This is a genomic window from Mesorhizobium sp. M0047, assembly GCF_040323315.1.
Taxonomy (GTDB): domain Bacteria; phylum Pseudomonadota; class Alphaproteobacteria; order Rhizobiales; family Rhizobiaceae; genus Mesorhizobium.
In genome coordinates this window covers 1-23,576 of sequence record NZ_JAMYUW010000060.1, presented here as the reverse complement: position 1 = coordinate 23,576, position 23,576 = coordinate 1, and the positions used below count along the sequence as shown (strand labels likewise).

19 protein-coding genes are annotated in these 23,576 nt (G+C 63.3%); 11 read left to right on the top strand and 8 right to left on the bottom strand.

Annotated elements, in window-relative coordinates; translation table 11 throughout:
* Window positions 1-488: 488 nt before the first annotated feature.
* From NKJ89_RS33155 to NKJ89_RS33145, 3 genes are all read right to left on the bottom strand, one after another.
* Window positions 489-692: a hypothetical protein gene (locus NKJ89_RS33155; protein ID WP_352608688.1), complete on the bottom strand. Its 204-nt coding sequence runs from the start codon at window positions 690-692 to the stop codon at window positions 489-491.
* A gap of 123 nt (window positions 693-815) precedes the next feature.
* Complete coding sequence (locus tag NKJ89_RS33150) at window positions 816-1,487, bottom strand: Crp/Fnr family transcriptional regulator (protein ID WP_352608693.1); 672 nt, start codon at window positions 1,485-1,487, stop codon at window positions 816-818.
* A gap of 280 nt (window positions 1,488-1,767) precedes the next feature.
* Complete coding sequence (locus NKJ89_RS33145) at window positions 1,768-2,799, bottom strand: hydroxyacid dehydrogenase (protein ID WP_352608687.1); 1,032 nt, start codon at window positions 2,797-2,799, stop codon at window positions 1,768-1,770.
* A 143-nt stretch (window positions 2,800-2,942) separates the two neighbouring features.
* Between NKJ89_RS33145 and NKJ89_RS33140 the strand changes: the two genes are divergently transcribed.
* Both NKJ89_RS33140 and NKJ89_RS33135 read left to right on the top strand, forming a co-directional pair.
* Window positions 2,943-3,992, top strand: a complete 1,050-nt coding sequence (locus NKJ89_RS33140) for a LacI family DNA-binding transcriptional regulator (protein ID WP_352608686.1) — start codon at window positions 2,943-2,945, stop codon at window positions 3,990-3,992.
* 95 nt (window positions 3,993-4,087) lie between these two features.
* Window positions 4,088-4,297, top strand: a complete 210-nt coding sequence (locus NKJ89_RS33135; protein WP_352608685.1) for a hypothetical protein — start codon at window positions 4,088-4,090, stop codon at window positions 4,295-4,297.
* 103 nt (window positions 4,298-4,400) lie between these two features.
* On the opposite strand, the gene NKJ89_RS33130 is transcribed toward NKJ89_RS33135, so the two are convergent.
* Complete coding sequence (locus NKJ89_RS33130) at window positions 4,401-5,639, bottom strand: FAD-dependent oxidoreductase (RefSeq protein ID WP_352608684.1); 1,239 nt, start codon at window positions 5,637-5,639, stop codon at window positions 4,401-4,403.
* Window positions 5,640-5,755: 116 nt separating this feature from the next.
* Window positions 5,756-7,252, bottom strand: coding sequence for a glucosamine inositolphosphorylceramide transferase family protein (locus NKJ89_RS33125; RefSeq protein ID WP_352608683.1), 1,497 nt, complete (start codon window positions 7,250-7,252; stop codon window positions 5,756-5,758).
* Window positions 7,253-7,479: 227 nt separating this feature from the next.
* Here NKJ89_RS33125 and NKJ89_RS33120 point away from each other — a divergent pair, with 227 nt between their 5' ends.
* The gene (locus NKJ89_RS33120; RefSeq protein WP_352608682.1) at window positions 7,480-9,573 is read left to right on the top strand and encodes a GumC family protein; all 2,094 of its coding nucleotides are present in this window, start codon (window positions 7,480-7,482) and stop codon (window positions 9,571-9,573) included.
* A gap of 1 nt (window position 9,574) precedes the next feature.
* Complete coding sequence (locus NKJ89_RS33115; RefSeq protein ID WP_352608681.1) at window positions 9,575-10,930, top strand: VpsF family polysaccharide biosynthesis protein; 1,356 nt, start codon at window positions 9,575-9,577, stop codon at window positions 10,928-10,930.
* Here NKJ89_RS33115 and NKJ89_RS33110 read toward each other — a convergent pair.
* Complete coding sequence (locus NKJ89_RS33110) at window positions 10,893-12,158, bottom strand: glycoside hydrolase family 5 protein (protein WP_352608680.1); 1,266 nt, start codon at window positions 12,156-12,158, stop codon at window positions 10,893-10,895. The two genes, NKJ89_RS33115 and NKJ89_RS33110, sit on opposite strands and share 38 nt — an antisense overlap.
* On the bottom strand, window positions 12,155-13,324 hold the full coding sequence (locus NKJ89_RS33105) for a DUF1972 domain-containing protein (protein ID WP_352608679.1): 1,170 nt from the start codon (window positions 13,322-13,324) through the stop codon (window positions 12,155-12,157). Before NKJ89_RS33105 ends, NKJ89_RS33110 begins: the two co-directional genes overlap by 4 nt.
* A gap of 308 nt (window positions 13,325-13,632) precedes the next feature.
* Between NKJ89_RS33105 and NKJ89_RS33100 the strand changes: the two genes are divergently transcribed.
* Genes NKJ89_RS33100 through NKJ89_RS33090 form a run of 3 tightly spaced genes read left to right on the top strand, consistent with a single transcriptional unit; the run spans window position 13,633 to window position 17,332 of the window.
* Window positions 13,633-14,802 (top strand): glycosyltransferase, encoded by a 1,170-nt coding sequence (locus tag NKJ89_RS33100; RefSeq protein ID WP_352608678.1) that lies wholly within the window; start codon window positions 13,633-13,635, stop codon window positions 14,800-14,802.
* A complete protein-coding gene (locus NKJ89_RS33095; RefSeq protein WP_352608677.1) occupies window positions 14,799-16,106 on the top strand; it encodes a lipopolysaccharide biosynthesis protein in 1,308 nt (435 codons plus the stop codon). The genes NKJ89_RS33100 and NKJ89_RS33095 overlap by 4 nt, the downstream gene beginning before the upstream one ends.
* An 8-nt stretch (window positions 16,107-16,114) precedes the next feature.
* Window positions 16,115-17,332: a GNAT family N-acetyltransferase gene (locus NKJ89_RS33090; protein ID WP_352608676.1), complete on the top strand. Its 1,218-nt coding sequence runs from the start codon at window positions 16,115-16,117 to the stop codon at window positions 17,330-17,332.
* A gap of 58 nt (window positions 17,333-17,390) precedes the next feature.
* Here the strand turns inward: NKJ89_RS33090 and NKJ89_RS33085 are convergent, their stop codons facing one another.
* Window positions 17,391-17,705, bottom strand: coding sequence for an EthD family reductase (locus NKJ89_RS33085; RefSeq protein ID WP_352608675.1), 315 nt, complete (start codon window positions 17,703-17,705; stop codon window positions 17,391-17,393).
* 484 nt (window positions 17,706-18,189) lie between these two features.
* Between NKJ89_RS33085 and NKJ89_RS33080 the strand changes: the two genes are divergently transcribed.
* The 4 genes from NKJ89_RS33080 (at window position 18,190) to NKJ89_RS33065 (ending at window position 23,470) form a co-directional block, all read left to right on the top strand.
* Complete coding sequence (locus tag NKJ89_RS33080) at window positions 18,190-18,414, top strand: hypothetical protein (protein WP_031260456.1); 225 nt, start codon at window positions 18,190-18,192, stop codon at window positions 18,412-18,414.
* A gap of 112 nt (window positions 18,415-18,526) precedes the next feature.
* Window positions 18,527-21,007 carry a DNA ligase D gene (gene ligD / locus NKJ89_RS33075; RefSeq protein WP_352608674.1) on the top strand — a complete coding sequence of 827 codons (2,481 nt, stop codon included), beginning with the start codon at window positions 18,527-18,529 and terminating at the stop codon, window positions 21,005-21,007.
* A gap of 439 nt (window positions 21,008-21,446) precedes the next feature.
* A complete protein-coding gene (gene ku, locus NKJ89_RS33070) occupies window positions 21,447-22,352 on the top strand; it encodes a non-homologous end joining protein Ku (RefSeq protein ID WP_352608673.1) in 906 nt (301 codons plus the stop codon).
* Complete coding sequence (locus tag NKJ89_RS33065) at window positions 22,349-23,470, top strand: tetratricopeptide repeat protein (protein ID WP_352608672.1); 1,122 nt, start codon at window positions 22,349-22,351, stop codon at window positions 23,468-23,470. The genes ku and NKJ89_RS33065 overlap by 4 nt, the downstream gene beginning before the upstream one ends.
* Window positions 23,471-23,576 lie beyond the last annotated feature (106 nt).

Sequence of the window (23,576 nt, the reverse complement as noted above, 5' to 3'; positions counted from 1 at the left end):
CGGTCCTGCGAACCCTCAGAAAGTCGGTCTACGACACCGTCTTCCGCGGGAGAATTGTACGATCCATACAGTGATCACGCCAACATTGACTCTCCCCGCAGCCAAATTAACTTTTGACCCACAACGTCTGGCGGTGGGGTGCTGCCCGGAGCGGGGTTCTTATGTCGAGCCTTAACAAGCGCCATTCCTGCTTCCATCCTAATGACCTGCAGCTGTGCCAGCGCGTCTTCGATCAGGTCTGCTTCGAGCGCAAACTTGACCGGATGTCCCTGGAGCCGGACGTGCAGGAGCTGGCAGCCACGGTGTTTGTTCTTTTCGAGAGTGGCTGCAGGATTGAAACCGAATTGCTCGACAGTTTCAGGCGAACACGCCAATAACCCGCGCCAGTGAACAGGGGTCACGTCCGCGACGCCCGGATTTGAAACCGAGCCTTACGACACCGCGATCTTTGCAAAGGCAGCGTGTTCGAAACAGCGTCGAGTACAAGCTCAGCTCACGTCGATAGCTTTGCTTGTCGCTTTTAGGATGCCGGGCTTGCGCTTTGCCGCCCCGGTCAAAGCCTGCGACGAAAGACGCAGTTCTCTCAGCCGGGCCGTCTTTGCCTGACGCGCCTGGCGTTCGATGGCGATGATCGATTGCGCCTCGCGGGTTGCACGTTCAATCCGGTCCTTGTCCTGAGGCAGTCGGGTCAAGGAAGTTCTCCTCCTTCGGTGGCACTCAAAATGCGGGCCGAAAGGAAACGTTCCAGCGACAAGTCGCTTAGTAAGAAAAAAATATCATTGCGCGATCAAGGGCAACAGGCTCTGTCTCGATCCTCAATCCTCCGAACCTCCCAAAAGCCTGATATATTCAGCTTCCGGCTCGCCATATCCGCCATTTGCCAGCGCAATCAGTCCAGGACGGTCCAGTATGACGACCTCCCCTCGGCGCGACCGGATCAGAGCAAGACCTTCCAATTCTTGGAGGGCGATGGTCACGCCTGGCCGTCTTACGCCCAGCATCGTGGCGAGGAATTCGTGGGTGATGGAAAATTGCCCTCCCACCACGCGGTCATCGCACATCAGCAACCACCGAGCGAGGCGACCCGTCAACTTCAGCCGCGCATTGACAAGCGCAGTACATCCGGTCTGGATCTGTAAGCAATTTACGTACCGCAACAGGAACAGTCGCAACGTGCGACTGGTCGTTAAAGCCGCGTTGAAGCTGCCTGCGTCGATGCGCATTGCTTCGCCTTCGAGTTGCACGAAGCACGCCTGCGGTGTGCGGTCGTCGGCCATCACCAGCGAATATCCGGCCATCCCCTCATGGCCGATGAACCCGATCTCGGCCTCGTATCCCGTGGACGTGCGCGCGATAACCGACGCAATTCCGCGCTCGATGAAATAAACGGCTTCAATGGGCACGTCGGGCGTCACGAGGGACATTCTCAGCGGCAGCACTACCCGGCGCAAACTCGGCTCAAGCAGCGCAAGGTCCTCGGCGGTCATCCTCCGCAACAGTTCATTTCGGAATCTCGAGGAGATCTCGCTAACCAGCGCCTGGCCGGTGGCAGTTGTTTTTGGAAGTTCGTAGTTCAATGTGCAGCTCCCGCAGGGGCGGGAGCGCGATCGACACTCTCAAGCGCCAGTGCCCGTTTAGTAGCTGGCGACAACACCATTGTACGCTTTCGACAATGGGTTAGCGAGTCATTAGAAACGCTTGATGTATTCTCAGGAGGGGTGGGTACCGATCGCTAACGCGGCCGACCGGAAAATGACTGAATCCCTTTCAATTCCTGTCGGCCGGCTTGGAGCGCATGCGCGAAACCGTCTCGCGCTCGGCGCGCTTGGAGCGCAGCGGCGGCAGGCCGCGGTCGATCAGGTCCATGTCCTCCAGCACCATGTCGCCCATGCGCTTGAAGGCGATGTCGAGCGCGCCGGCACGATGGGCCGAGCGCAGGAAGCCGGGCAGGGCGCGCACCGGATGGTCCAGCGCCAGCGGCTCTTCTGGGAAGACGTCGCTGGCGGCGACGATATGACCGCTCCTCACCGCCGCTATCAGCGCCGGAAAATCCACCACGCCGGCGCGGCTGAGCAGGATGAAGGCGGCGCCCTTGCGCATGCTGGCAAAGGCCTCGGCGCCCAAAAAGCCCTGGTTCTCGCTAGTCACCGAGGCCACGACGAAGACGAAGTCGCTGGTCGACAGCACGTCGTCGAGCGAGGCCGGCTCGACGCCATTGTCGACGAGGATCGAGGGTGGCAGCCAGGGATCGAAGACTTTGGTGCGGGTGCGGAAGCCCGACAGCAGCCGGTTCAGCGCGCGGCCGAGATCGCCGAATCCAATGATGCCGACATCGGCGTCCGACAACAGCCGCGCCGTCAGGTTGCCGTCGCCACCCCACAGTTCCCGACCCTGACGGAAGGCGAGGTCGGCATCGACGATGTCGCGGGCGAGGTTGAGCGCCATGGCAAGGCCAAGCTCGGCCACCGGCTCGGCGAACACAAGGCCAGTGGTGACAACATGGATACCGCGTTGGAACAGCGTCTCGTAGGGCATGTTGTTGATCAAATTGGTCTCGACATTGAAGACGCAGCGCAGCGCCTTCATCTGTTCCAGCGTCTTCGGCGAGATTGGCGGCTGGCCGATGATGTAGCGGGCCTCGCCGAGCACATCGGTTGGCAGCTTCGCGACGCCTTCGGCCGTCGTCTCGACGATGCGGTAGCGCGTCTTCAAGCGCGCGAGTTGCGGCTGCGTGAAGATGAGTTCGAGCGTTCGTGGTTCCGGCGCGCTGATAACCAGGGGCAAGGCATTGTTTGACATGACGATTTCCTCCCGGCATGATCCGCATCGCGCTTTCTCGGGGCACTGTTACCTCGGATTAAACGATTTACAACTACGAAAAATCGATTTACTCATTCGCAGCGGGCGAGAAATGCGTTTGCCCCGCCTCGGGAAAAGAACCAATGGCGCGTAGGCAGGCCCAGCAGCGGCGTCCGTCGATCCACGACGTGGCAAGCCGCGCCGGCGTGTCGGCCGCCACCGTCTCCAAGGTCATGGCCGGCGTCACCACGGTGAAGCCAGAGAATGCGCAGCGCGTCATTGATGCCGTCGCGCTGTTGGGCTACCGCATCGATCCGCTTGCCTCGGACCTGCGCCGGGCCAAGCGCCGCATCATTGGCGCGATCATGCCAGAGTTCGAAAGCGAGTTCTTCGGCCAGATGGTCACGCAGCTCGAGAGCTTCGCCGAGCAGCGCGGCTATACGCTGGTGGCGGCATCGAGCCGCGAATCCGAGGCGCGCGAAACCGAGATCCTGGCCCGCATGCATGACTGGCGGGTGGCAGGCGTGGTGCTGGCGCCGGTGCGCAACGAACATGGTCCGGCTGCCGCATTCATGAAGGCCAACGGCATGACCGGCGTGCTGATCGACCGCGTGCTGTCCGACGACGCCTTCGACACCGTGTCGGCCGACAGTGCGTCCGCTAGCGCTGAGGTCGCGCGCGAGCTGATCGGCAAGGACCATCGCCACATCCTGGTCGTCGGTCTGAGCGAACAGGCGGCGACGGGGCGCGCCCGCCTCGAGGGCTTTCGCGCCGCCGCGCGGGCGCTGGCGCCGGATGTTCGCATCGACGTCGTGCTTGCCGAAGCCGATGTCGAAACGCTGCGGGCGCAATTGCGCGACTATTTTGCAAAAGGCGAACGGCCGACGGCGGTCTATTCGCTGTTCCTCAAGGGCACGCTGGTGGCGCTGTCCGAATTTCGCCGCCGCGGCTGGCACTGCCCCGACGACATTTCGCTGATCGGCTTCGACGACGCCGAATGGATGCAGGTGACATGGCCGGCTATCGCCGCCGTGGTGCAGCCGGTGCGCCAGATCGCCGGCCACGCCATGGAGGCGCTGTTTGCCAGGATCGCGGGCGGGGAGGAGCCGCCGATCGCGCGGCTCGAACCTTGCAAGGTCTTGATGCGGGAATCCGTTGGCTCGCCAAGCTTGTCACAGCCAAAACCGATCTGAGCGAGGCCGCGCAATCGGGTTGCGATGTCGGGAACGGACTTCAGTCTTGTTCGTTGAAGTGGCGATTCGAGCCAGCAGAACGAAGGAGGAGAGTCATGGCCAGCGAAGCCGATCGCGATCCACTGCATCATACCCAGAAGATGCAGGCACGCCTGCAGGACACCATAGATCACCTTCGCGAGGACATCGGCAAGGTCGACGAGCCCAAATTCAAGGCGATGTTCGAAACCGCGGCAGAAGTCCTCGGCGGCCTGAAAAAGGCCTTCAGTGACTACGAACAAAAGAATGAGGCCGCCTGGCGCTGACTAACCGCTGGATGCTGTCGAGTTATTGCGTGCCGTCGAAATGGTGGGACGCGCGTCACGCGGGGCTCTCCGGGAACGCAATCGAGCTGTTTCAGCCCGGCGCTCACTGCTGCTCTAGATGTTGTCGAGCGGGGGGCAGGACGTCCAATCTAGGCTCCTCCGGAATAGCCTCAAGTGCCCGCTTCGGCGAAAAATGTCTGATCTTGCGGCCAACTATCATCAGTCGACGGGCAGTGTTGTTGCGCAGCCGGCGGATACGCCATTCCAATCCGGCCTCCGTGGAGATTGCCTTGGCGTAGAGGCTGGAGCGCATGGCGGTCGCGTCGACGGCTATCTTGATCGGATCGTCGTAGAACGTACAGATCTTGTCGACACCCATGCCGGGCGTTTCCAGCCAAGCGGGGATGTGGGTCGACAGGCGATCGACATCGGTAGCCACCCGGAAGATGCCGTCACCTTGCGCTGGGCATGTCGTGGAGAACGCGTCGCCTATGAAGACGACGCCACTCCGGCGGTGGCCACTGGTGGTCGTCAGGCTGACCTGTCTCAATTCGACCGGGCTGGCGGCGGCGAAGTTGCCGCATTGCGCCGCGATCTCCGGCATCAATTGCAGAAGCATTTGTTGCGGATCCGCGCGAAATGCTTGCGTCCACGCCTCGGCAACGGTCCGGTAGACAAACATGTTTGCCCGCATACGGTTGCCGATCCGGAAGACGGAAAGATAGGCAATGCGATGCCCAAAGCGCCTGGGATAGAAGGTGAGGGAACGAGAACCGAATTCCTGCGGAGAGATCGCCAGATCGAATCCGATCGACAGCGAATGCGCCTTCGAATTCTCAACGCGCTCCACCCCGATGGCGCGGCGCAGCGCTTCGCTGTAGCCGGTGGCCACAACCAGCAGCCTAGCGTCGATGACGGTGCGGTTGGTGAGCACGAGGCGCTGCCGGTCCGGCCCAGTCGAGACCTCGGCTACCTTGCCCACAGTGAGCGGCACTTCAGGCGGCAGGGCCTCGCGCAGGCCGTTTACCAGCGGGCCGTAGGAGAACCCGAATTCCGAGTCCTGCTTGCGATTGAAGAACTGTCCGAGCCGGAAGACATGGATGTCGGTCGTCGGAGTGACAAGGGGCCTGATGACGGGACCGAGGCCGATCTTGTCGAATAGTTGCATCTGTACCAAGCGGGTTTTCTCGGCCCGGAACTCGTCGTGATGGACGCGGTGCGGATCGATCAACGCCACCTTGCGCCCGGCCTTGCCCAGCACGGTTGCCAAAGTGGTGCCGGCCAGCCCGGCGCCAACGATCGCCACTTCGACTTCGGTTTGGCCAGCCTCTGCGGTACTCATTTCGCTGCCCTTTCTGGTAGCAACTTCCAGATTACAATGCGTTAGAAAGATATCTTCCGGACCCGAATCAACCTCAAGCAACCGAAGCGCGTGTCTGGTAGTAACCAATGTTTAGGTTAATCGCGGACCCGTCGTTTCCAGCGCGGTGCGATCGCCGAACCATCGATGAATTCAAACCCGCCCGCCTCGTTGAGTGTGTGAAGTTTGCGCCCACTCCATAGCGCACCTGGATTTAAGATGGTTTCAACGACCTGCTCCATGCCGATCAAATCAAGGTGAGAAACGCGTGCGATGCCGAGAGCCGCGCCATAGCTCCTGCGGCAGTCCTGAACCGGGCGCAACAGGTCGTTGCCGCGCTTGACCATGCGGCCGGCCGGCCGCGCCGAGGCGATGTCGATCAGCACGGGATTGTTCGGATGCGGCGTCCAGGGACCGCGAAAATCCGGCGCCGACCATAGATGCAGCGCGTCGGAGAAGGCGCCCCCGCCGTCCCTGACGGTGGCGAACATCCACCAGGCACCGCCATGCTCGACCAGGGTGGCGTCGCTGACGACGACACCCGATAGAAGCGTCGCCTCCTTGACCCATCCGCCGGGAAAGGCGGTGGCCCGGTAAAGATCGACCGTGCCGTTGGCGCAGCTTTCCGGGACCATCCAGACCTCGCCGTCACGTTCGAAGACGAAGGGGTAGGAGAGATGGTAGGGCAGGTCGAGCACCGGTTCAGGGTGTCCGATCGGGCCGGCCGGACCGAAGGGCACGGCGGAGATGATGGCCCGGCCCAGCCGGTGGATGTAGTCCTCGACGAACAGGGTCAGCTTGCCTTGGTAGAGGATCGGGAACGGGTCGGCATAGAAGCGGCTGCCATCGTCCGGCAACTCTTGCCAGCCCGATGCCGGATGCGCGCGCAGGTCGAACAGATCGCGGCCGTTGGTTTGCCGCCAGCCGACCTTCCAGTGCGGCGCGTTGTAGCAAAGGTGGTAGATCTTCTGGACGATGCGCCGCGCCAGCGCCTTGCCGGCTCTTACGCCAAGCTTGCCGGCCGAGGGCATTGGCGGGGCATTGGGTTGCGCCGGCTCGGGCAGATCAGGCACGGATTTTGCCGTGCCTGTCATTGCAGCGACGATCAGGCTGACGGTGCGCGCCAGCATGTCCTGGAAGGAAGCGAGCGCGATGCCGCCATATTCGGTTCCCAGGCGCCCGGCGGCGATTGCAACGCCGTTCTCCTCGATACGGGCAAGCGGCGTGCGGCCGGCGAGGATCAAGGCCAGCAAGGCTGCTTCGCCGCTGGCGCGATCATAGGTGATACGCCAGACCCGCACGCCATCCAACTCGACATCGCCGCAGAGGTCGACAACCAGATCGGGCGAAGCGGGCGCCTGCGTCCGGTAGGGAGCGAGTGCCGAAAACGGCACACGCTTCGCCAGCCCATCATGGGACAGCCCGTGTATCGCCGTTTCGAGTTGAAACAGCGCCGCGGCGCTGCGCGGGATGCCGCCGCCCGCGGGTTTGGCGTCGACCGACAGCTCGACATCGTCAAGTGCTGCGAGGCGTTCCAGCAGTGCGATGTGAAAGGCGCGGACGCAGTCGCCGTCCAGGCGCAGGCTTACCTGCATGTTGGCGGCCCGACAAGGTTGCCAATCCGGTTAAACTGTAGCCCCATCCAGTACATCTCCGCTCGCTGCGTAGCCAACACCCAGGTATGTATATTTTTAAGCAAACCGCGTGCCAAAATTCACATGACTTCTCAACATAATTAACAATCTTTTAACGGTTGGAGGAATAGCTAGCTTAGCGCCGCAATCTGAGCTTGCGGACTGATAGAGTATTGTCGGAGGCAGCCATGCAATCATCCCTGCCCATGGTTCCTCAGCAAAGCTCTCCGGATGCGGGACGGTCCGCGGGATCTTATGCGGCTTCGACTGTCGAACTGGGCGATCTGAAGCGCATCCTGGTGCGCCGCCGGTTCTGGATTTTCGGCACCGTCGCGCTGCTGACGCTGATAACTCTGCTCTACGGCCTTCTCACGCCAGCGCTTTATAGCTCGGCGGCGGAAATCCTCATCGATCCGCAGGACCTGCAGGTCGTCACCAATGACGTTAATCCGAGCCGCATCTCGCCCGACGGCGGCATCACGCAGGTCGAGAGCCAGGTCAGCGTGGTCCAGTCGACAGGCGTACTGATGCGGGCGATCGCGGCGACAAACCTGACGCAGGATCCCGAATTCAACGGGCAGGGCTTGCTGTCGGGCCTGCTCGGTTCGGGATCGGCCGAAGGCGACAGGTCGGCGCAGACGCTCGACGCGCTACGCCGACGCCTGGCGGTGAAGCGGGCAGACAAGGTGCTGGTCCTCGACGTCATCGTCACCGCCAAGAGCGCCGACAAGGCCGCCCTTCTGGCCAATGCCATCGCCCAGGCCTATCTGGTCGACAAGGCCAGCGCGCGAGCGCAAATGGCCAAGGACGCTTCCGTGTCCATCACCGCGCGGCTGGACGAGCAGCGCAAACGCGTCCAGCAAGCCGAAAACGCCGTCGAGGCCTACAAGTCGGCCAACAATATGGTGATGGCGGCAGGCAATCTGGTCAGCGACCAGGAGCTGACCGAGATCAACACGCAGCTTTCGGCGGCGCAGAGCCGCACGGCGGCGCTGAAGGCGCAGGTCGACCAGATGCGCCGCAAGAGCGGTACGGCGGACGCAACCTCGGAAGCGATGCGCTCGGCGGTGATCTCGAGCCTGCGGGCGCAAGAGGCGACGCTGGTCGACCAGGTGTCGCAGCTCGGCACCGAACTGGGGCCGCGTCATCCCTCGCTGATCGCAGCCCAGCAGCAGCTGCGCGACACGCGCCAGCTTATTGCGCGCGAGCTCGGCCGCATCGCCACCGCCACAGAGACCGACTACGAACGGGCGCTGGCCAACCAGCAGGCGCTGGAAGCCAAGGTCGCCGGTATGAAGAGCAAGTCGCTGGACACCGATCAGGCCTCCGTGCGGCTACGCGAGCTGCAGCGCGATCTCGAGGCGGTGCGGTCCGTCTATGCGAACTATCTCCAGCGCGCGCAGGAGACACGCGAGCAGATCAACGTCGACAGCACAAATGCGCGTATCATCTCCAACGCCATCCCGGCCCTGAAGAAGAGTTGGCCGCCTTTCTCGCTGCTGTTGTTCGGCGCGATCTTCGGCGGCCTGGGGCTCGGCACCGGTCTGGCGCTGATCGCCGAATATGCCTCTCCGACGGTGCTTTCCAGCGCCCAGATGCAGTCGGCCATCGAGGCGCCGGTGCTGGGCGTGGTGCCGGCAAAGTCAGGCCGTCGCAGGTGGCCGTTCGGCGGGAGTGCGGTCGTCTCCAGCCAGAAGACCGATGCCGTCGTCGGCCTCGCGCTGAGACGCATGTTCAGTTCGGGCCAGCGGCCGCCGGACTGGCCGCTGGTACCGTCCATCCTGGTGACATCGTCGCCGGGCGAAGGCGCGCAGCGCAGCCGGGTGGCGCGATTGCTGGCCAATGTCGCGGCATCCAGGGGCAGCCGCGTGCTGTTCATCGATGCCAATGGCAGCGGCGGCCAGAAGGATCCGCAGCCGGGGGTCCTCGACGTGCTGCGCGGCGAGTATGCGTTCGAGGCCGTCAGTCACTATGCGGCCGGCAGCAACGTTGCGGTGCTCGGCAGGGGCCGTTCAAAGGCGGCCTTCCAGGAAGCGCATGGCATCTACTACGCGCAGCAAATGCTGGCCCACGCCAGCCGCAGCTTTGAGCTCGTCGTCATCGACGGCGGCGCGCTGGCCGACAATCTCAATGCCTCGCCGCTGGTTGCCACGGTCGACGAGATCGTGCTCGTCGCCACTCTGAACGCCACGCCGATGCGCGACGTTACCGCGACGTCGCAGGCCGTTTCGGTCATGGGGCGGTTGCCAACAGCCGCCTTGCTGGTCGACGAGGCGGCCTGACATGGCCACCCCTTGGGCCACCCCTTGGGCCACCAGTTGGAGCGGAAGCGCTTCGAACCATGGTGCTGCAGCGCGACGCGCCGGCACATCGGTCGATGCGCTGACGCGCTTCGGGCTGATCGCAGCGGTGGCGGTGCTGTTCGGCGTCTCGGGCGGCATGCTGTGGCTGGTGGGCTACAATTACGACGGCCTGTTCGGCAACCCGGCGACCAAGATCCACCCGTCCACCTATCTCATCGTGCTCTTGCTTGCCTGGCGCTCCTGCACATCAGGCAATCCGGTCGGCTATATCGTCCATATCGCCGACAGGCGGCCGGCCAGCGCGCTGATGGCCGCCATCTCGATCCTGCTGCTGTTCGTCGTCATCGCCAGGCAGCGTCCTGGCATGGCCGGCATGATCGATACGTTCGTGGCCGCGGCACTTCTGGTGCTGATGCTCAGCGAGGACGACGAACGAACATTCGCCGGGCTGCAGACCGTCGTTCACGTGGTCATGACGGCGAATGCGTTGCTTGCCCTTTTCGAGTTCGCGACCAAGACGCTGCTTTTCCCCTATCGCCTCGACGGCGTGGCTTTCACCACCGATCTGCGCTCGAGCGCGCTGCAGGGGCATCCGCTTGCCAATGCCATGGTGACAGCGATCTACGTGCTTGCGCTGCTCTCCGGTGCCAGATCCCTGTCTATGCCTGTGCGGATAGGGTTGATCGGCCTGCAATGCGCGGCACTCGTCGCCTTCGGCGGCCGCACGGCTATGGTGACGACGATCGTGCTCGGCGGCTTCTATCTGCTTTTTCAGGGCATCACCAAATTGCGCCGGGGCCGCGTCAACCTGCTGGGTGCAGCACTGGGCTTCATGCTTGCCGCGCTGTTGCCGGTCGTCATCGTCGTGGCGGCATATTATGGCTTTTTCGACGCGCTGCTGGAGCGCTTCGTGTCGGACAGCGGCAGCGCCAATGCCCGCGTCGAGATGTTCGAGCTCTTCAAGTATCTGGAATGGCGCGATCTGATCGTTGGGCCGGATGTCGAACTGGTCGACAGCCTGCGCCGCATCAACGGTCTCGAACAGGGCATCGAGAACCCGATCATCCGCACGATCGTCTACCAGGGCGCCTTCTTCACGCTTTTGCTGACGTTCGGCTTCGTGCTGTTCTTGTTCGAGGTGGCGCGGCGCTGCCATCCCGGCATCTGGCTGCCGATGCTGGGCTGGATCATCCTGATCAACACCTCGGAAAGCGTCGCCTCGAAGACGACGCTGCTGACCAAGTTCGTGGTGCTGGCTCTGGTGCTCTACCGGCCGGCGCGGGCGGTGTCGAGACCAGTCAGTCCGCCGGCATGGCCAGGCCAAGTGCCGCGATGATATCAGGGTCCAACGCCCGCGTGGTGTCGTCCATCATCCCCATGCCGTCGAAGAGATCCCAGAACGCCCAGGGGAAGGCAAACATCTCGGCGCTCTGCCTGACGTCGGCGATGTAGCGTGCCCGGTCCGGATTGGGTGCGGCGACATAGCGGGCGTCGGTGCGCAGCGCGCCGAACTCGCCCATGATGATGCGTTCCGGCGCTAGACCGTGGCCGTCGGCCCAGGCGCGAACCTCGCCAAGATATTTGTCGACGAGCCAGCGGTCGGGACGTGCGGCGAAATAGACTTTCAGTACGCGCTCGGTTTCGGCATAAGCAGCCTGCTTGGCGTCTTCAGGGGTTTCGGTGTCCTGCGCCATGCGCGCCCTGACCGACGCCAGCGTCTGTTCCAACGAGCCGGCGGATGCCGGCCATGGCACATTGTTGAGCGACCGGTAGACGGGCTCGCGCATCCACGGCGCGCCTTGATGGCTGAACAGATAGGGCTCGTAGAAGTGGAAGGTGAACAGGATCGGCTCGAACCGTGACAGCGGCGCCGGATCGAGCGCGGTCAGTCCGCTCACCATCGAGCCGCAACCGCCGGTGACGACCAGCGGTAGGGTCGCTGCCGAAGACCTTGCCGCGGTCAGAAGAGCGAGCTGGATCTTCGACCAGACGTTAGACGCGCAGGCCTGCGCCGGCTCGTTGACCGGCTCCAGTGCTATCCTGCCGCTAGGTTGGAGCCGCTCCAGCCTGGCGGCAAGTTCGCTCACCAGCCCGCGATAGAGATCGAAGGCGGGTGCCGCGGTGCTGGAGATCATGCGGTCGGGGTTCCAGTAATGCGTGGCGCCATTGGCCTGGACGTTGACGATGATCGCGAGGCCGGCATCGAGCGTGGCGGTGACGGCCGCGTCGAGCAGGTCCAGCAACTGGCCGCGCGTGGTGGTATCGGCGGCCAGAAAGGGACCGGGATCGACGGGCAAACGGATGAAATCGAGGCCAGTCCTGCGCAGCCGACCAAGGTCGTCTGGGGTCGGAACCGGCCGCTGCGACTGGAAGGGCGGCCAGTCATAGTCGGTCCGCGGTGCGGGAAATTCGCGCGTCAGGGAGAACCACGGCCAGGCGTTGACGCCGCGCCGGAACTGCGGCGCGTCGGCGGCGCGAGCGGTAGGTAGGATCGGGAGCGAGCCAAGGGCGGCCGCCGTGGACAGCGCCGTCCGCAGCACCCGCCGGCGCGACCAGCCTGTCATGCGGTGCCGGCTGATGCGCGATTGGTCGCGATGGCGTCCGCGGCCGTGACACCGAGAAGCCGATAGGCTTCATTTTCATAAGCAGTCAGGACATCGTCCCAGCGGAAGGCTTCGCGGGCGCGCGCCCTCGCTGCATTGCCGCAGTTGCGGACCAGATCGTCATCGTCCAGCGCCTGCTGCATCCGTTCGGCGCAACTGTCCTTGTCGGTGAAGTAGATCGCCGCCGCACCCGCGGTCCACCTGTTATAGGGATTGTCGTGCGCGATCACCATGTTGCCTGCAGCCAGCGCCTCGACCAGCGACGGATTGGTGCCGCCTACCGTGTGGCCGTGCAGATAGGCGCGTGCGTGGTACCTCAGCGCCTTGACGGTCGCTTGGTCGTAAATGGCGCCCGGCAGAACCACCGAGCCGTTCGCCGCCTTGCGGATGGCGACATGATAGGGGATGTCGTCGGACAGCGTTCCCAGCACCACCAGCTTCATGTCGCGCTTGGCGGAGCAAAAAGCTTCGACGATCGGCAGTATGTTGTTGTCTGGCTCGATGCGCGCGATCGAGACCAGATAGCGCCCGGGCTCCAGGCCGAGCGCACGGACCGGCGCTTCCGGTGCCGATGTTACCGGATCGGCGCCATAGGCGATGGTGGCGATGGCACTGCGTGGCCGGCGCGTCGCCAGGTGATCGGCGATGGCGGGATGATCGGCCACCAGCCGATGCGAGGCCCAAGCGCCGATCCACTCGTTGAGCCAGAACCAGGCGCGCGCCGCCATGCCCCATTTGGGGCGCCGCCACTCGATGCCGTCCATGTTGGTGAAGATCTTGCGTCGCTTCAGCCTGAGCCAGGTCAGGAACATTGCGCCGTTGTAGCCGAGCACGAGGCAGACGCCCTGCCGCCCGGCGGCATCGCGGACGCATTGCCAGTCGAATTCCAAGGTCGCACGCGGCCCTTTGGAGGCAACCTGGATGTGGATGAGCTCGATGCCGCGCCAGGTTTCGCTGCGCACCCGCTGGTCGATCCGCTCGACCTCGTCCTGGCAATAGACGGCGACCTTCCAGCCTCGCGCGACAAGAAACAGTGCCAGTCTCTCGGCAAAGGTTTCAAAGCCGCCATGGGCCGCGGGTATGCCGCGGGTCCCCAGGATCAGAATAGCAGGCGTCTCTGGTTTCATGGCCGGCGGCACTTTCAGGTCGTCTTCTATACACTGGTAATTGCTGAATTTTTAGGAAACAGACGGCAACTGTCCCTGTTTCAGCATTCTTGGGGAACGATCATCGCGCGGGGTTGTAAAAAAAACGTGTTGAACCCGGTGGTCGTTTCATTCTCGGTCAACCCTTCTGTGCGTAACTGTATCGAAACGAAGCAGTGCAAGGGTCGTGCAGCCGGTAGTCGGCCTACTCAGCCCGGCATGATTCTTGCGGCAATGCCTCTGCACATTATCGCCAGCGCGATGGTTGTAGCACCTGGCGGGAAACAAAGATGCGGATTGCCTGCGTTCATCAGGGCTATGAACTCTATGGTTCGGACCGCAGCTTCGCGGAGAGCGTTGCTGCGTTGCGCGCAGCGTTTCCGTCGGCCGACATCGAGGTGGTTCTGCCGCGCGGTGGGCCGATCGTGCAGATTTTGGAAGCCCATGCCACCCGGATCGTCTTCGAACCGCTCTGGGTGCTGAGGCGCCAGGCCATTGCGCGCCTTGCGACGGTAGAGATGGCGCGATTGCCGGTTGCCGTGTTCAGGGCGTGGCGGCGTCTCAGGGATTGCGACCTGGTTTACGTCAACACCTCGATCGTAGCCGACTATGCATTGGCCGCGCGCCTTCTCCCTCGCAAGGCCGTCCTGCATATCCATGAAATCCCCGAAGGCGCAATGCGCAGGATACTCGTCGGCCTGATGCACTGGAGTCATGCGGATCTGATCTTCAATTCGCGCGCAACGCGCGCCGCGTTTGGCGAACCCAAGGCCGCGCGAACGCATGTCATCTACAACGGTGTTGCCGGGCCGGCGGCGGTCGAACCGACCACCTATGATGGCAAGCGCCCGTTGCGCGTGCTGCTGCTCGGCCGCATCAACAGGATCAAGGGGCAGGAGGTGCTGCTGGAGGCGATTGCCTCGATGCCGCCGGCGCTGCAGGCGAGGATCGAAGTGCGGCTGGTCGGTGGAGCCTTCGAAAGCACCGAGCGCGAGCGCGCGTTGGCCGAATTGGTCGAGACCATGGATCTCACCGGGCGCGTCAGCGTCTTGCCTTTTGTGCCTGACCCTTCGGAGCACTACCGCTGGGCCGATATCGTCACCGTGCCGTCGCGGCGTCCGGAATCGCTGGGGCGCGTCGCCATCGAGGCGATGGCCTATGGCCGCCCGCCGCTGGTATCGGCGATCGGCGGGCTGGTCGAAGTGGTCAGCGACGGCGAGACCGGCTGGCATGTTCCGCCCGGCGATGCAGGAGCTCTTGCCGTGAAATTGCAGGAGATCATCCTGCGGCCCCAGGCCTGGCGTAGGTTTGCCGCCGCCGGCCGCAAACGCTACGAGACGATCTTCAGTGAGCCGGTCGCCGCGGCCGCGATCGCCGCGATCGCCGCCGACAAGCTGAGAACGACCATGGCGAGGCCGGACCGAGCGCGGGCAGCCCGCGAAGCGGAGACAAGGCCGTGACGTTTGCGTTCCCGAGCCATCTGGTTCGACGGCTCGTGCTGATGATCGGCGGCGAGGCGATGCAGAGCGGCTTTCATTTTGCCCTCAACATCGCGCTCTTGCACTTGCTGTCGGCGCAGGGCTACGGCCTCTTCGCCATTGCCATGGTGATGGGCGGCGTCGGCTTGTCCTACATCAGGTCGCTCACCGCCGTTCCCGCCAGCATCTGGATGAGTAAAAGCACCAACAGCGCAGGCGTCGACGCCCATGACGTGGCCTTCGGAACGGCGGCGCTGATCGTGGCGTTGCTGATGGCCGTCGGCACGGCAATCTTGATGCACCTGCTTGGCGATCCAAGCGGAATTGCCGCAGGTTGCTTCGTCGGCGCGTGGTCGCTGCGCAGCCATATGCGCACGGCATTCTTCGCGCGTCGCCAGCAGGTGGTCGTTTCCATCAGCGATGCGGCTTTTACGATGGTCGGCACCTTCCTGACAGCGCTGACGATCTGGCTGGCCCAAGAGCCGCTGCAGATGGTGTTCTATGCACTTGCCGTGGCAAATGTGTTCGGCATTTTCGTCCTGGTTCGGCTGGCTCGGCGCACACTTCGCGTCAGCTTCCGTATGCCGACGCGGCGACGTTATATCAGGCTCTGGCACCAACTGCGCTGGTCGGCATTCAGTGCGACCACAACCAACATCCAGGGTCAATGTCTGGCGCTGCTGGTCGCGGGCATTGCCGGGCCTGCCGCCTATGCACCGCTGGCGGCGGTCCTGGTGCTGTTTGCGCCGCTGCGCATCATCAGTCTTGCTTTCGTAAACATGACGCAGCCAGAACTGGCGAGGCTGATGCGGAACCACGAAACAGGCCGTGTTTGGGCGCAGGCAAAGATCTGGGCGATCGTCATGGGGCTCGGCGGCCTGGTTTATGGGTGCGCGATCATGTTCGTCCTGCCGACGATAAAATCCCAGGCCCTCCAGGATGCCTCGGTCGGCTTCATCGGGTTTTTCGTGATCGCGAATTTTGTCCCGATCATGCTCTACATCATGCCCCGCATCGTGCTTGAGATACTCGGCGATTTCCGGATCGTTGCGTTCACCACGATGGGCGGTGCGGTCGTCGGGCTAGTACTGATCGCGATCCTGCTGGCGATTGCGTCTCCGCCATGGGCGTTGGTGGGTTCAGCCGTCTCCGAGACCTTCGTGCTCGCGGCATCATGGTATTTTGCGCATCACCGCATATGGAATCTCGAGCATCCAGATGAGGCGCGTTACAGCCGATTGGGTTCGTGGCGGCGGGCAGTCCCGTTCGCAACGGCAAAACGATAGGAGAAGATATGGCAGGCCAGGCAGCGCAAAGTGCTGCGGCGACCGGCTTGTCCGAAGGGCAGGCTTCCAGTCCCGTAACCGTCGCCAACGATGCCTACTCAGCGCGGCTGCACACCAGCCTCGAAGCGGTCAAACCACTCTGGCTTCAATGCCAGGCAGATGGTGTTTGCACCGCCCATCAGCATTACGCGTGGGTCGAGGAGGTCGCCAAGCGGCTGATGCCCGCAGGCGCCGAACTGCTGGTCGTTGAGGTGGCTGACGCCGGAACTGGCGACCTTAAAATGCTCATGCCGCTGATGCGGAGTTCGAGGTTCGGACATCGGGTGATAGAATGGCTGAGCTGCGATGTCTGCGACTATTCAGCGCCGCTTTTGGCGGACGCGAGCCCGTGGACCAGCCAGGGTGCCGAAGCGGCATGGGCGGCGGTGCGGTCCGTCCTGCCGCCCGCGGATCGGATCCATATCAGGGGAATTCCGCGCCAGCTGTACGGCGTGGCCAATCCATTGGCGATGCTGGCGGCCTCTCGCGATTCCAACCAGATCACATCCGGCCTCGTCCTGGACGGCGACCCGGAAACCCTGATCAAGCGCAATGGCAGGCCGTCCTTTGTCAAAACCTTCAACAAGGATTGGCGCCGGCTTGAGCGGCACGGCCAGACGGATCTGGTCGAGGCCGACACGCCGGCCCTGGTGTCGACTATCTTCGCGACGCTTGTCGAGATGCGGCTCAAGCGCTTTCGCCGATTGGGGCGTTTCGACCTGCTGGCCCAGCCGGCGGTTGTCGATTTCTATCGAGATGCCGCCCTTCAGGGCCTGTCAGACGGATCGGTGCGGGTCTTCGGATTGCGTACCGGTGAGGATTGGGTCGCCGCGCAGTACACGCTGGTCCGACAAGGCACCTTGCACACGCTCGTGATCGGGATAGACCAGGACCTGGTGGGCAACGTCTCGGCCGGCATTTTGATCATGGGTCGGTTGATGGTATGGGCGCGCCAGAAGGGCTTCGACTATTTCGACCTTTCGGTGGGTGGGCAGTCCTACAAGGATCAGTTCGGCGCCGAGGGCTCCGTTCTGGCCGAGATCGACGAAACGCCGACGCTGCTCGGCAAGAGCGTGGCGGCCGTCGCTTCGCTTCGCGGACGGGCCGAGCGCACGGTGCGATCCAATCCGCGGCTGTTCACGACCGTTCAAAGCCTGGTGCGCGGCCTGCGCCGATTGAAGCCCTGAGGGCGGCTACCCCTGCAAACTCTTTGTTTGACGCACTCCGGACCGACCGTCTTACACTTCACATCGCCTCTGAATCGAAAAGCAGCATCATCGCATCGTCGTCATGAGGTGCGTATATGCGCCGGTCAACTGCGCAGGCCTTGCCGATCTCGCTGGCAAAGGCGATGCGAATGGCCTCCAGACTGTCGAAATAGAGGGTCGCCACGATGTAGGGCACCTCGCCCGGCGATAGATTCACGATCGGCTGCTTGCTGACGTCGTAGCGCCGCAGGCCGGGAAGCTGCTTTGCGAGCGGCAGGTGGATATCGAAATAGTGACGGTCGAAGGCCGCCGGATCGGCGGGGGTTTTGTAGATGACAAGCATCTTGGCCATGCTGGGGCTCCCTGTTGTCTGGCGTGATCAACGCCGCGATGTTCGTCGGCGCCGCACCAATGTCGTTCGCTGGGAGCGGATTTCGACAGCGGCGGAGTTTTTCGCAGGACCAATAGCTTTGCGCCGGCGCCATGATCGTTCGCCATATCGTGGCGCGCCGGCTGGGCAGGTGCCGCTTGCCAAGGGGAAAGCCCATGGCCGCATTTCGCAGTTGATCCAAGTCAAAGCGGGTCGGGGTCGATGCGCTTATCTGATCTCCTGTCTTGGGAAGGACGCAAGGCGGGTGGGCGGTCCCTGTCGGCAGCTGAAGACAGCTCCGGCAAGGGCCGCCCGTAACCCATGGCGAAAAGTTCGCCGCGTTGCCGTTCGTGCCTAGCGCCAACGCCTGAAATTGACAGGACTGCGCGTCTCCGTCATCCTTGAGGCCAGTCGCCAGGCTGCGGAAGCGGCCGCGTTATGTGTCAGGGCGACCGAGGGCAGCGTCATGTTCAGTCCCGTCATCGGCCAGAACTCCAAGCGCGCAGCAGTTCGCAAGGCGCTCGATCGCCACAAGGTCTACATCACCGCGCAGAGCTTCTCCGCCGGCACCTACCAGGCCCGCGTTCTGGTCGACGGCGAGGCTTATTGGGTCGATGAATTCCGGTTGAGCCAGCTGCAGCAGGGGCTGTCACCGGCGGAACTGGAACTCGTGCCGGCCACCGACGATTGAGAGCGTGACTTCCATCCGTTCGTACCGCTCCGGGAAATCCGAAATGCTGGTGGGACAGCACCCCCCTCTGTCCTGCCGGACATCTCCCCCGCAAGGGGGGAGATTGGCAGCTTTGCCGTCCCCCAAGCTCAAAACCTACCGCGCCAAGCGCGAATTCTCGAAGACGCCGGAACCGGCCGGTGGGCTCATTGCCAGCGAAGGCAACCGCTTCGTCGTCCACAAGCATCACGCCACCGCAGATCACTACGATCTGCGCCTGCAGGTCGGCGATGTGCTGAAGAGCTGGGCGGTGCCGCGCGGGCCTTCGCTCAATCCGGCCGACAAGCGCCTGGCGGTCGAGACCGAGGATCATCCGCTCGAATATATCGACTTCGAGGGTGTCATCCCCGAGGGTGAGTATGGCGGCGGGCCGATGATCGTCTGGGACACCGGCACCTGGGCGCCGATGGACGACGTCGAAAAGAGTTTCAAGACCGGTGCCTTCAAGTTCCGGCTGGCCGGCGAGAAGCTCAATGGCGGCTGGATGCTGACCCGGCTGAAGCCGAAGCCCGGCGAGGACCCGAGCAAGAAAAACTGGCTGCTGTTCAAGGAGCGTGATCTCGCTTCCGACACCGCGCTCGACATTCTCACAGCGCGGCCCGAAAGCGTCAAATCCGGGAAACGCATCGAGGAGCTCGTGGCGCCAGCGAAACCGGCAGCCAAACCCGCACCCAAGCTGGGTTCGCTGAAACCTGGCATGCTGCCGGGCGCGTTCAAGGCCCCGGCACTTAGCCGCATCGAACCGCAACTGGCGACGCAGGTGCCAAAACCACCAGATGGCGAGGGCACCAAAGAGGCCTGGCTGCACGAGATCAAATTCGACGGCTACCGCACCATGGCGCATGTCGCTGAGGGTGTGGTCAGGCTGATCACCCGTGGTGGCATCGACTGGACGAAACGCTATGGCGACTTGGCCAGCGCTTTCGCCAAGCTGCCATGCCGCGACGCCATCATCGACGGCGAGATCGTCGTGCTCGACGCCAAGGGCATTAGCCGGTTCGCGCTTTTGCAGGACGCGCTGGCCGAGGGCGCCGGCAGCAAGCTGCACTTCTACGCCTTCGACCTTCTCCATCTCGACGGCTGGGACCTTACCAAGGCGCCGTTGATCCGGCGCAAGGCGCTGTTGGCGCAATTGCTGTCCGGCCTCGGCGCCAATTCCGCCATCCAGTTTTCCGACCATGTCGAGGGCTCCGGGCAGGGGCTCTACGACCAGGCGTCGGAACTCGGGCTGGAGGGTATCGTATCCAAGCGCGCCACCGCAACCTATCAGAGCGGCCGCACCAAGAGCTGGACCAAGACCAAGGCACTGCAAAGCGATGACTTCGTCATTGCCGGCTATACCACATCGGATGCGGCCGAAGGTCTTGCAGCCCTCGGCCTGGCCGAATTCGAGGACGGTGAATTGCACTATCGCGGCAAGGTCGGCACCGGATTTGATGCTGGGACCGCGGCTGAATTGCTCGCCAGGCTGGAGCCGCTCACAGCAGGAGCGACGGCGCCGGAGGGGGCGCCGCGCGAAATCATGCGCGAGATGAACTGGGTGAAGCCGCTGCTCTCGGCCCGCATCCACTACGCCAACCGCACATCGGACAATGCGTTGCGCCACGCGGTGTTTCGGGGATTGCGCGATGTCGGCCTGTCGACGCCGGTATCGTCAACACGCAAGCGCCTGATCTCGGAAGCTGATCTCGCCACCATCTGGGTGACCAACCCGACACGGCGGCTGTTCGGCAAGACCGGCCCGACCAAGCTCGACATCGCCGTCTATTACGCGCTGGTCGGTGACTTCATGCTGCCCCACATTCTCGGCCGGCCGGTGTCGCTGGTGCGCTGCCCGACCGGCCTGCCGAAGGACTGTTTCTTCCAGCGTCACGCCTTTACCGGCATGCCGCCCTCCGTGGTGACGTTCGAGGCGACCAACTCCGAGGGCGAGACCAAATCCTACCTCTCGGTCGAAGGGGCAAAAGGTTATCTGGCGCTGGCGCAGTTCGGCGTCGTCGAATTCCACACCTGGGGCACCCACCGCACCAGCCTCGACAAACCCGACCAGATCGTTTTCGACCTCGATCCCGGCGAGGGGATTTCGTGGCGCGAGGTGATCGAGGCCGCAGTGCACATCAAAGGCGAGCTGGAGGGGCTGGGGCTGGTGCCCTTCGCCAAGACCTCCGGCGGCAGCGGCATCCACATCACCGTGCCGGTGACGGGCAAGCAGAACTGGAAGAAGCTGCACCAGGCGACCAGCGCCATAGCCACGCATCTGGCCGCCACCGCACCCGACACCTTCACCACCACCATGGGCAAGGACAACCGAAAGAAGCGCATCTTCATCGACTATCACCGCAACGCGCGCGGCCACACCTCGGCGGCGCCCTATTCGCTGCGCGCCCGCACCAATCTGCCGGCCTCGACACCGGTGAGCTGGAGCGACCTCGAATCCATCGATGCGCCGCAGGACCTGAATTATTCCTCGCTGCCGGGGCTGCTGGCGACATCGGGGGATCCATGGGCGGAGATTGACGAGTTCGCGCGGGATTTGCCTACCTTGAAGAACTAAGTTCCTCGCCCCCATGAAATGGGGGAGAGGTGTCCGCGAAGCGGACGGAGAGGGGGCGGCGCCAGCGGTTGAAGATGGCTTCTCTGATCCAGCTTGGGATAGGGTTGCGCCATTCCCCCTCTCCGTCTCGGCTTCGCCGAGCCACCTCTCCCCCATTTCATGGGGGCGAGGAACCCAGGTCCGGCGAAGCCGAGCCCAGAGTCCATCGACGCTTTCGACAATTTGAATTATTCTTGCCCCACGACCACAAAGACGTACCGGAACATTTCGTCAGGAATTTCCCTTTATCGTGCGGGGTCGGTGTAGGATTTCCGCAGCCTCGTTCGTCCTTCGGACGAAAAGCGCTGCAGTGAGTATGATCCCGAAAAGTGGGAACCGGTTTTCGGATAAGATCATGCTCAAGCTAAAATGTCAGTGCATGACCGCGTAGGAGTGTTTCATGGCGCCCAGGGCAAGTTGGAAAGGTTACCTCAAACTCAGTCTGGTCAGCTGTCCGGTGCGGCTATACCCCGCCACCAGTGCCAGCGAACGCATCTCGTTCAACCAGTTGCACAAGACGACCCATAACCGCATCAATATGAAGCCGGTCGACCCGGAACTCGGGCTCGTCGAGCGTTCTGACCTGGTCAAGGGTTACGAATACGAGGACAAGCAGTACATCATCATCGATGATGCCGACCTCGACGCGGTGCGCATCGAATCCAACCACACGATGAACATCGAGGCTTTCGTCGACGAGGGTGACGTCGACGTCATCTATCAGGACGCGCCGTACTATCTGGCGCCCGATGGCGCGATGGCGGAAGAGACCTTCGCCGTGCTGCGCGAAGCCATGCGCAAATCCGGCAAGCTGGCGATCGCCCGCCTTGTGCTGTCCAGCAGGGAACGCGTGGTGACGATCGGCGCGCGCGAGAACGGCATGTTCGTGTGCACGTTGAGGAACCCGAACGAAGTGCGTGGCACGGCTGAATATTTTGGCAACATCCCGGCCGGCAAGCCCGATCCGGAAATGCTGCAGCTCGCCGAAGCCCTGATCAAGCAGAAGGAAACCACCTTCGATCCGAAGAACTACGAGGACCGCTATGAGATCGCGCTGATGGCGATGATCCGCGAGAAGCTGAAGGGCCACAAGCCGATCATCGCGGCGGCACCCGAGCGCGGCAATGTCATCAATCTGATGGATGCGCTGAAGGCGAGCCTGTCGCAATCGAAGCCGCCGGCCAAGTCGAAGAGCAAGGCCGACGAGGTTGCCAAGCCCGCCGCCAGGAAGGCGGCAGCGGGCGGCGCTGCTGAAAATCCGCTGAAGGCCAATCTGCTGAAGGCGGTCGGCAAGAGCAAGAAATGACGGCACCGGCCGTCCCGAAGGCCGTCTTCGGCACTGTCGGCGCGCTGGCGGCGTTTCCGCTTAGGCTGGCCGCGCGCGAAGTGGATCGCCAGCACGGCCAGTTGCGGCGTGGTATAACCCGGCGCACGACCCATGTCGTGTTCGGCCGCACGTTGCTCCCCAAGGCTGGATTGACGAAGAACGGCGACTCCGAGATCGAGCGCTGCATCGTCGCCCAGGGTGCGGCTGGGCGGGTACTCCTCAGCGAGAACGGTTTCCTGCGGCTACTCGGGCTGATGAAGGTGCCGGAAGCATCCTCGCTGTCGCGGCAATCGCTGATCGAGCAATCGCGGCTATCGGGCGCCGACCTCGACCTGCTCAGCCTGTTCGATGCGTTCGAGCATGACGCCGAACCGTACTCCTTCCGCGACCTGATCCTGGCGCGCAAATATGCCGGGCTCATCGCCGGTGGTGCGACATGGGGCGCGATCGCGCGCTCCGTCCATCGTTCCGGCCCGGTCGCTTCGCTCACCGCCAAGTCGCTCAATGTCGGCTCGCAGCACGGGCGCGCCGACGCGATCTATCTCGAAGGCGGCCAGAGCGAACTCGACGGGCAGTTGCTGTTCGATCTCGGGACGGCCGGGGCAGAGCGCGACGACACGCTGGAAGAGCTGTTCGCCGAGGCCGAGGCTGCGGAGGAGGGCGGCGACCATGATGGCGCTGCCGCACTCTACCAGCGCTGTCTGACCATCGATCCGAGCGACGCGATTGCGGCCTTCAACCGCGCCAACTGCCTCCGCGCCGGCGGCCACGCGGCGGACGCCGCACACGATTATGCCCGGGCGATAAAGCTTGATCCGGCTTTCGTCGAGGCGTGGTTCAACCTCGCCGGACTGATGAGCGAGCAAGGCCGCGAGGCTTCGGCGCGAAGGCATTTGCAGAAGGCAATCGCACTGGACAAGACCTATGCCGATCCAGTGTTCAACCTGGCGAGGCTGGAATTCGACGCCGGCAATTTGCTGGAGGCGCGTAGGCTATGGGTGCGGTATCTCGAACTCGACGTGGAATCGGAATGGGCTGGGGTGGCGGCCAAGGGCGTGCAGTTCGTGGATATGCAGCTGGCGCGGACGGCGGGGTGAGTGGAATTTATGCTGGCGCTTGAACACCCCCCGAGGGGGGGGGCGGGGGGGGGGCGGGGCGCCGCGGCGGGGTCGCCGGGCGCGGGCGAGGGCGAATGTGAGGAAT

Excerpts from the sequence above, each read along its gene's own strand:
- NKJ89_RS33150 (WP_352608693.1), bottom strand. The coding sequence starts at position 1,487 with ATGACCGCCGAGGACCTTGCGCTGCTTGAGCCGAGTTTGCGCCGGGTA.
- NKJ89_RS33145 (WP_352608687.1), bottom strand. The coding sequence starts at position 2,799 with ATGTCAAACAATGCCTTGCCCCTGGTTATCAGCGCGCCGGAACCACGA.
- NKJ89_RS33140 (WP_352608686.1), top strand. The coding sequence starts at position 2,943 with ATGGCGCGTAGGCAGGCCCAGCAGCGGCGTCCGTCGATCCACGACGTG.
- NKJ89_RS33135 (WP_352608685.1), top strand. The coding sequence starts at position 4,088 with ATGGCCAGCGAAGCCGATCGCGATCCACTGCATCATACCCAGAAGATG.
- NKJ89_RS33130 (WP_352608684.1), bottom strand. The coding sequence starts at position 5,639 with ATGAGTACCGCAGAGGCTGGCCAAACCGAAGTCGAAGTGGCGATCGTT.
- NKJ89_RS33125 (WP_352608683.1), bottom strand. The coding sequence starts at position 7,252 with ATGCAGGTAAGCCTGCGCCTGGACGGCGACTGCGTCCGCGCCTTTCAC.
- NKJ89_RS33120 (WP_352608682.1), top strand. The coding sequence starts at position 7,480 with ATGCAATCATCCCTGCCCATGGTTCCTCAGCAAAGCTCTCCGGATGCG.
- NKJ89_RS33115 (WP_352608681.1), top strand. The coding sequence starts at position 9,575 with ATGGCCACCCCTTGGGCCACCCCTTGGGCCACCAGTTGGAGCGGAAGC.
- NKJ89_RS33110 (WP_352608680.1), bottom strand. The coding sequence starts at position 12,158 with ATGACAGGCTGGTCGCGCCGGCGGGTGCTGCGGACGGCGCTGTCCACG.
- NKJ89_RS33105 (WP_352608679.1), bottom strand. The coding sequence starts at position 13,324 with ATGAAACCAGAGACGCCTGCTATTCTGATCCTGGGGACCCGCGGCATA.
- NKJ89_RS33100 (WP_352608678.1), top strand. The coding sequence starts at position 13,633 with ATGCGGATTGCCTGCGTTCATCAGGGCTATGAACTCTATGGTTCGGAC.
- NKJ89_RS33090 (WP_352608676.1), top strand. The coding sequence starts at position 16,115 with ATGGCAGGCCAGGCAGCGCAAAGTGCTGCGGCGACCGGCTTGTCCGAA.
- NKJ89_RS33085 (WP_352608675.1), bottom strand. The coding sequence starts at position 17,705 with ATGGCCAAGATGCTTGTCATCTACAAAACCCCCGCCGATCCGGCGGCC.
- NKJ89_RS33080 (WP_031260456.1), top strand. The coding sequence starts at position 18,190 with ATGTTCAGTCCCGTCATCGGCCAGAACTCCAAGCGCGCAGCAGTTCGC.
- ku (WP_352608673.1), top strand. The coding sequence starts at position 21,447 with ATGGCGCCCAGGGCAAGTTGGAAAGGTTACCTCAAACTCAGTCTGGTC.
- NKJ89_RS33065 (WP_352608672.1), top strand. The coding sequence starts at position 22,349 with ATGACGGCACCGGCCGTCCCGAAGGCCGTCTTCGGCACTGTCGGCGCG.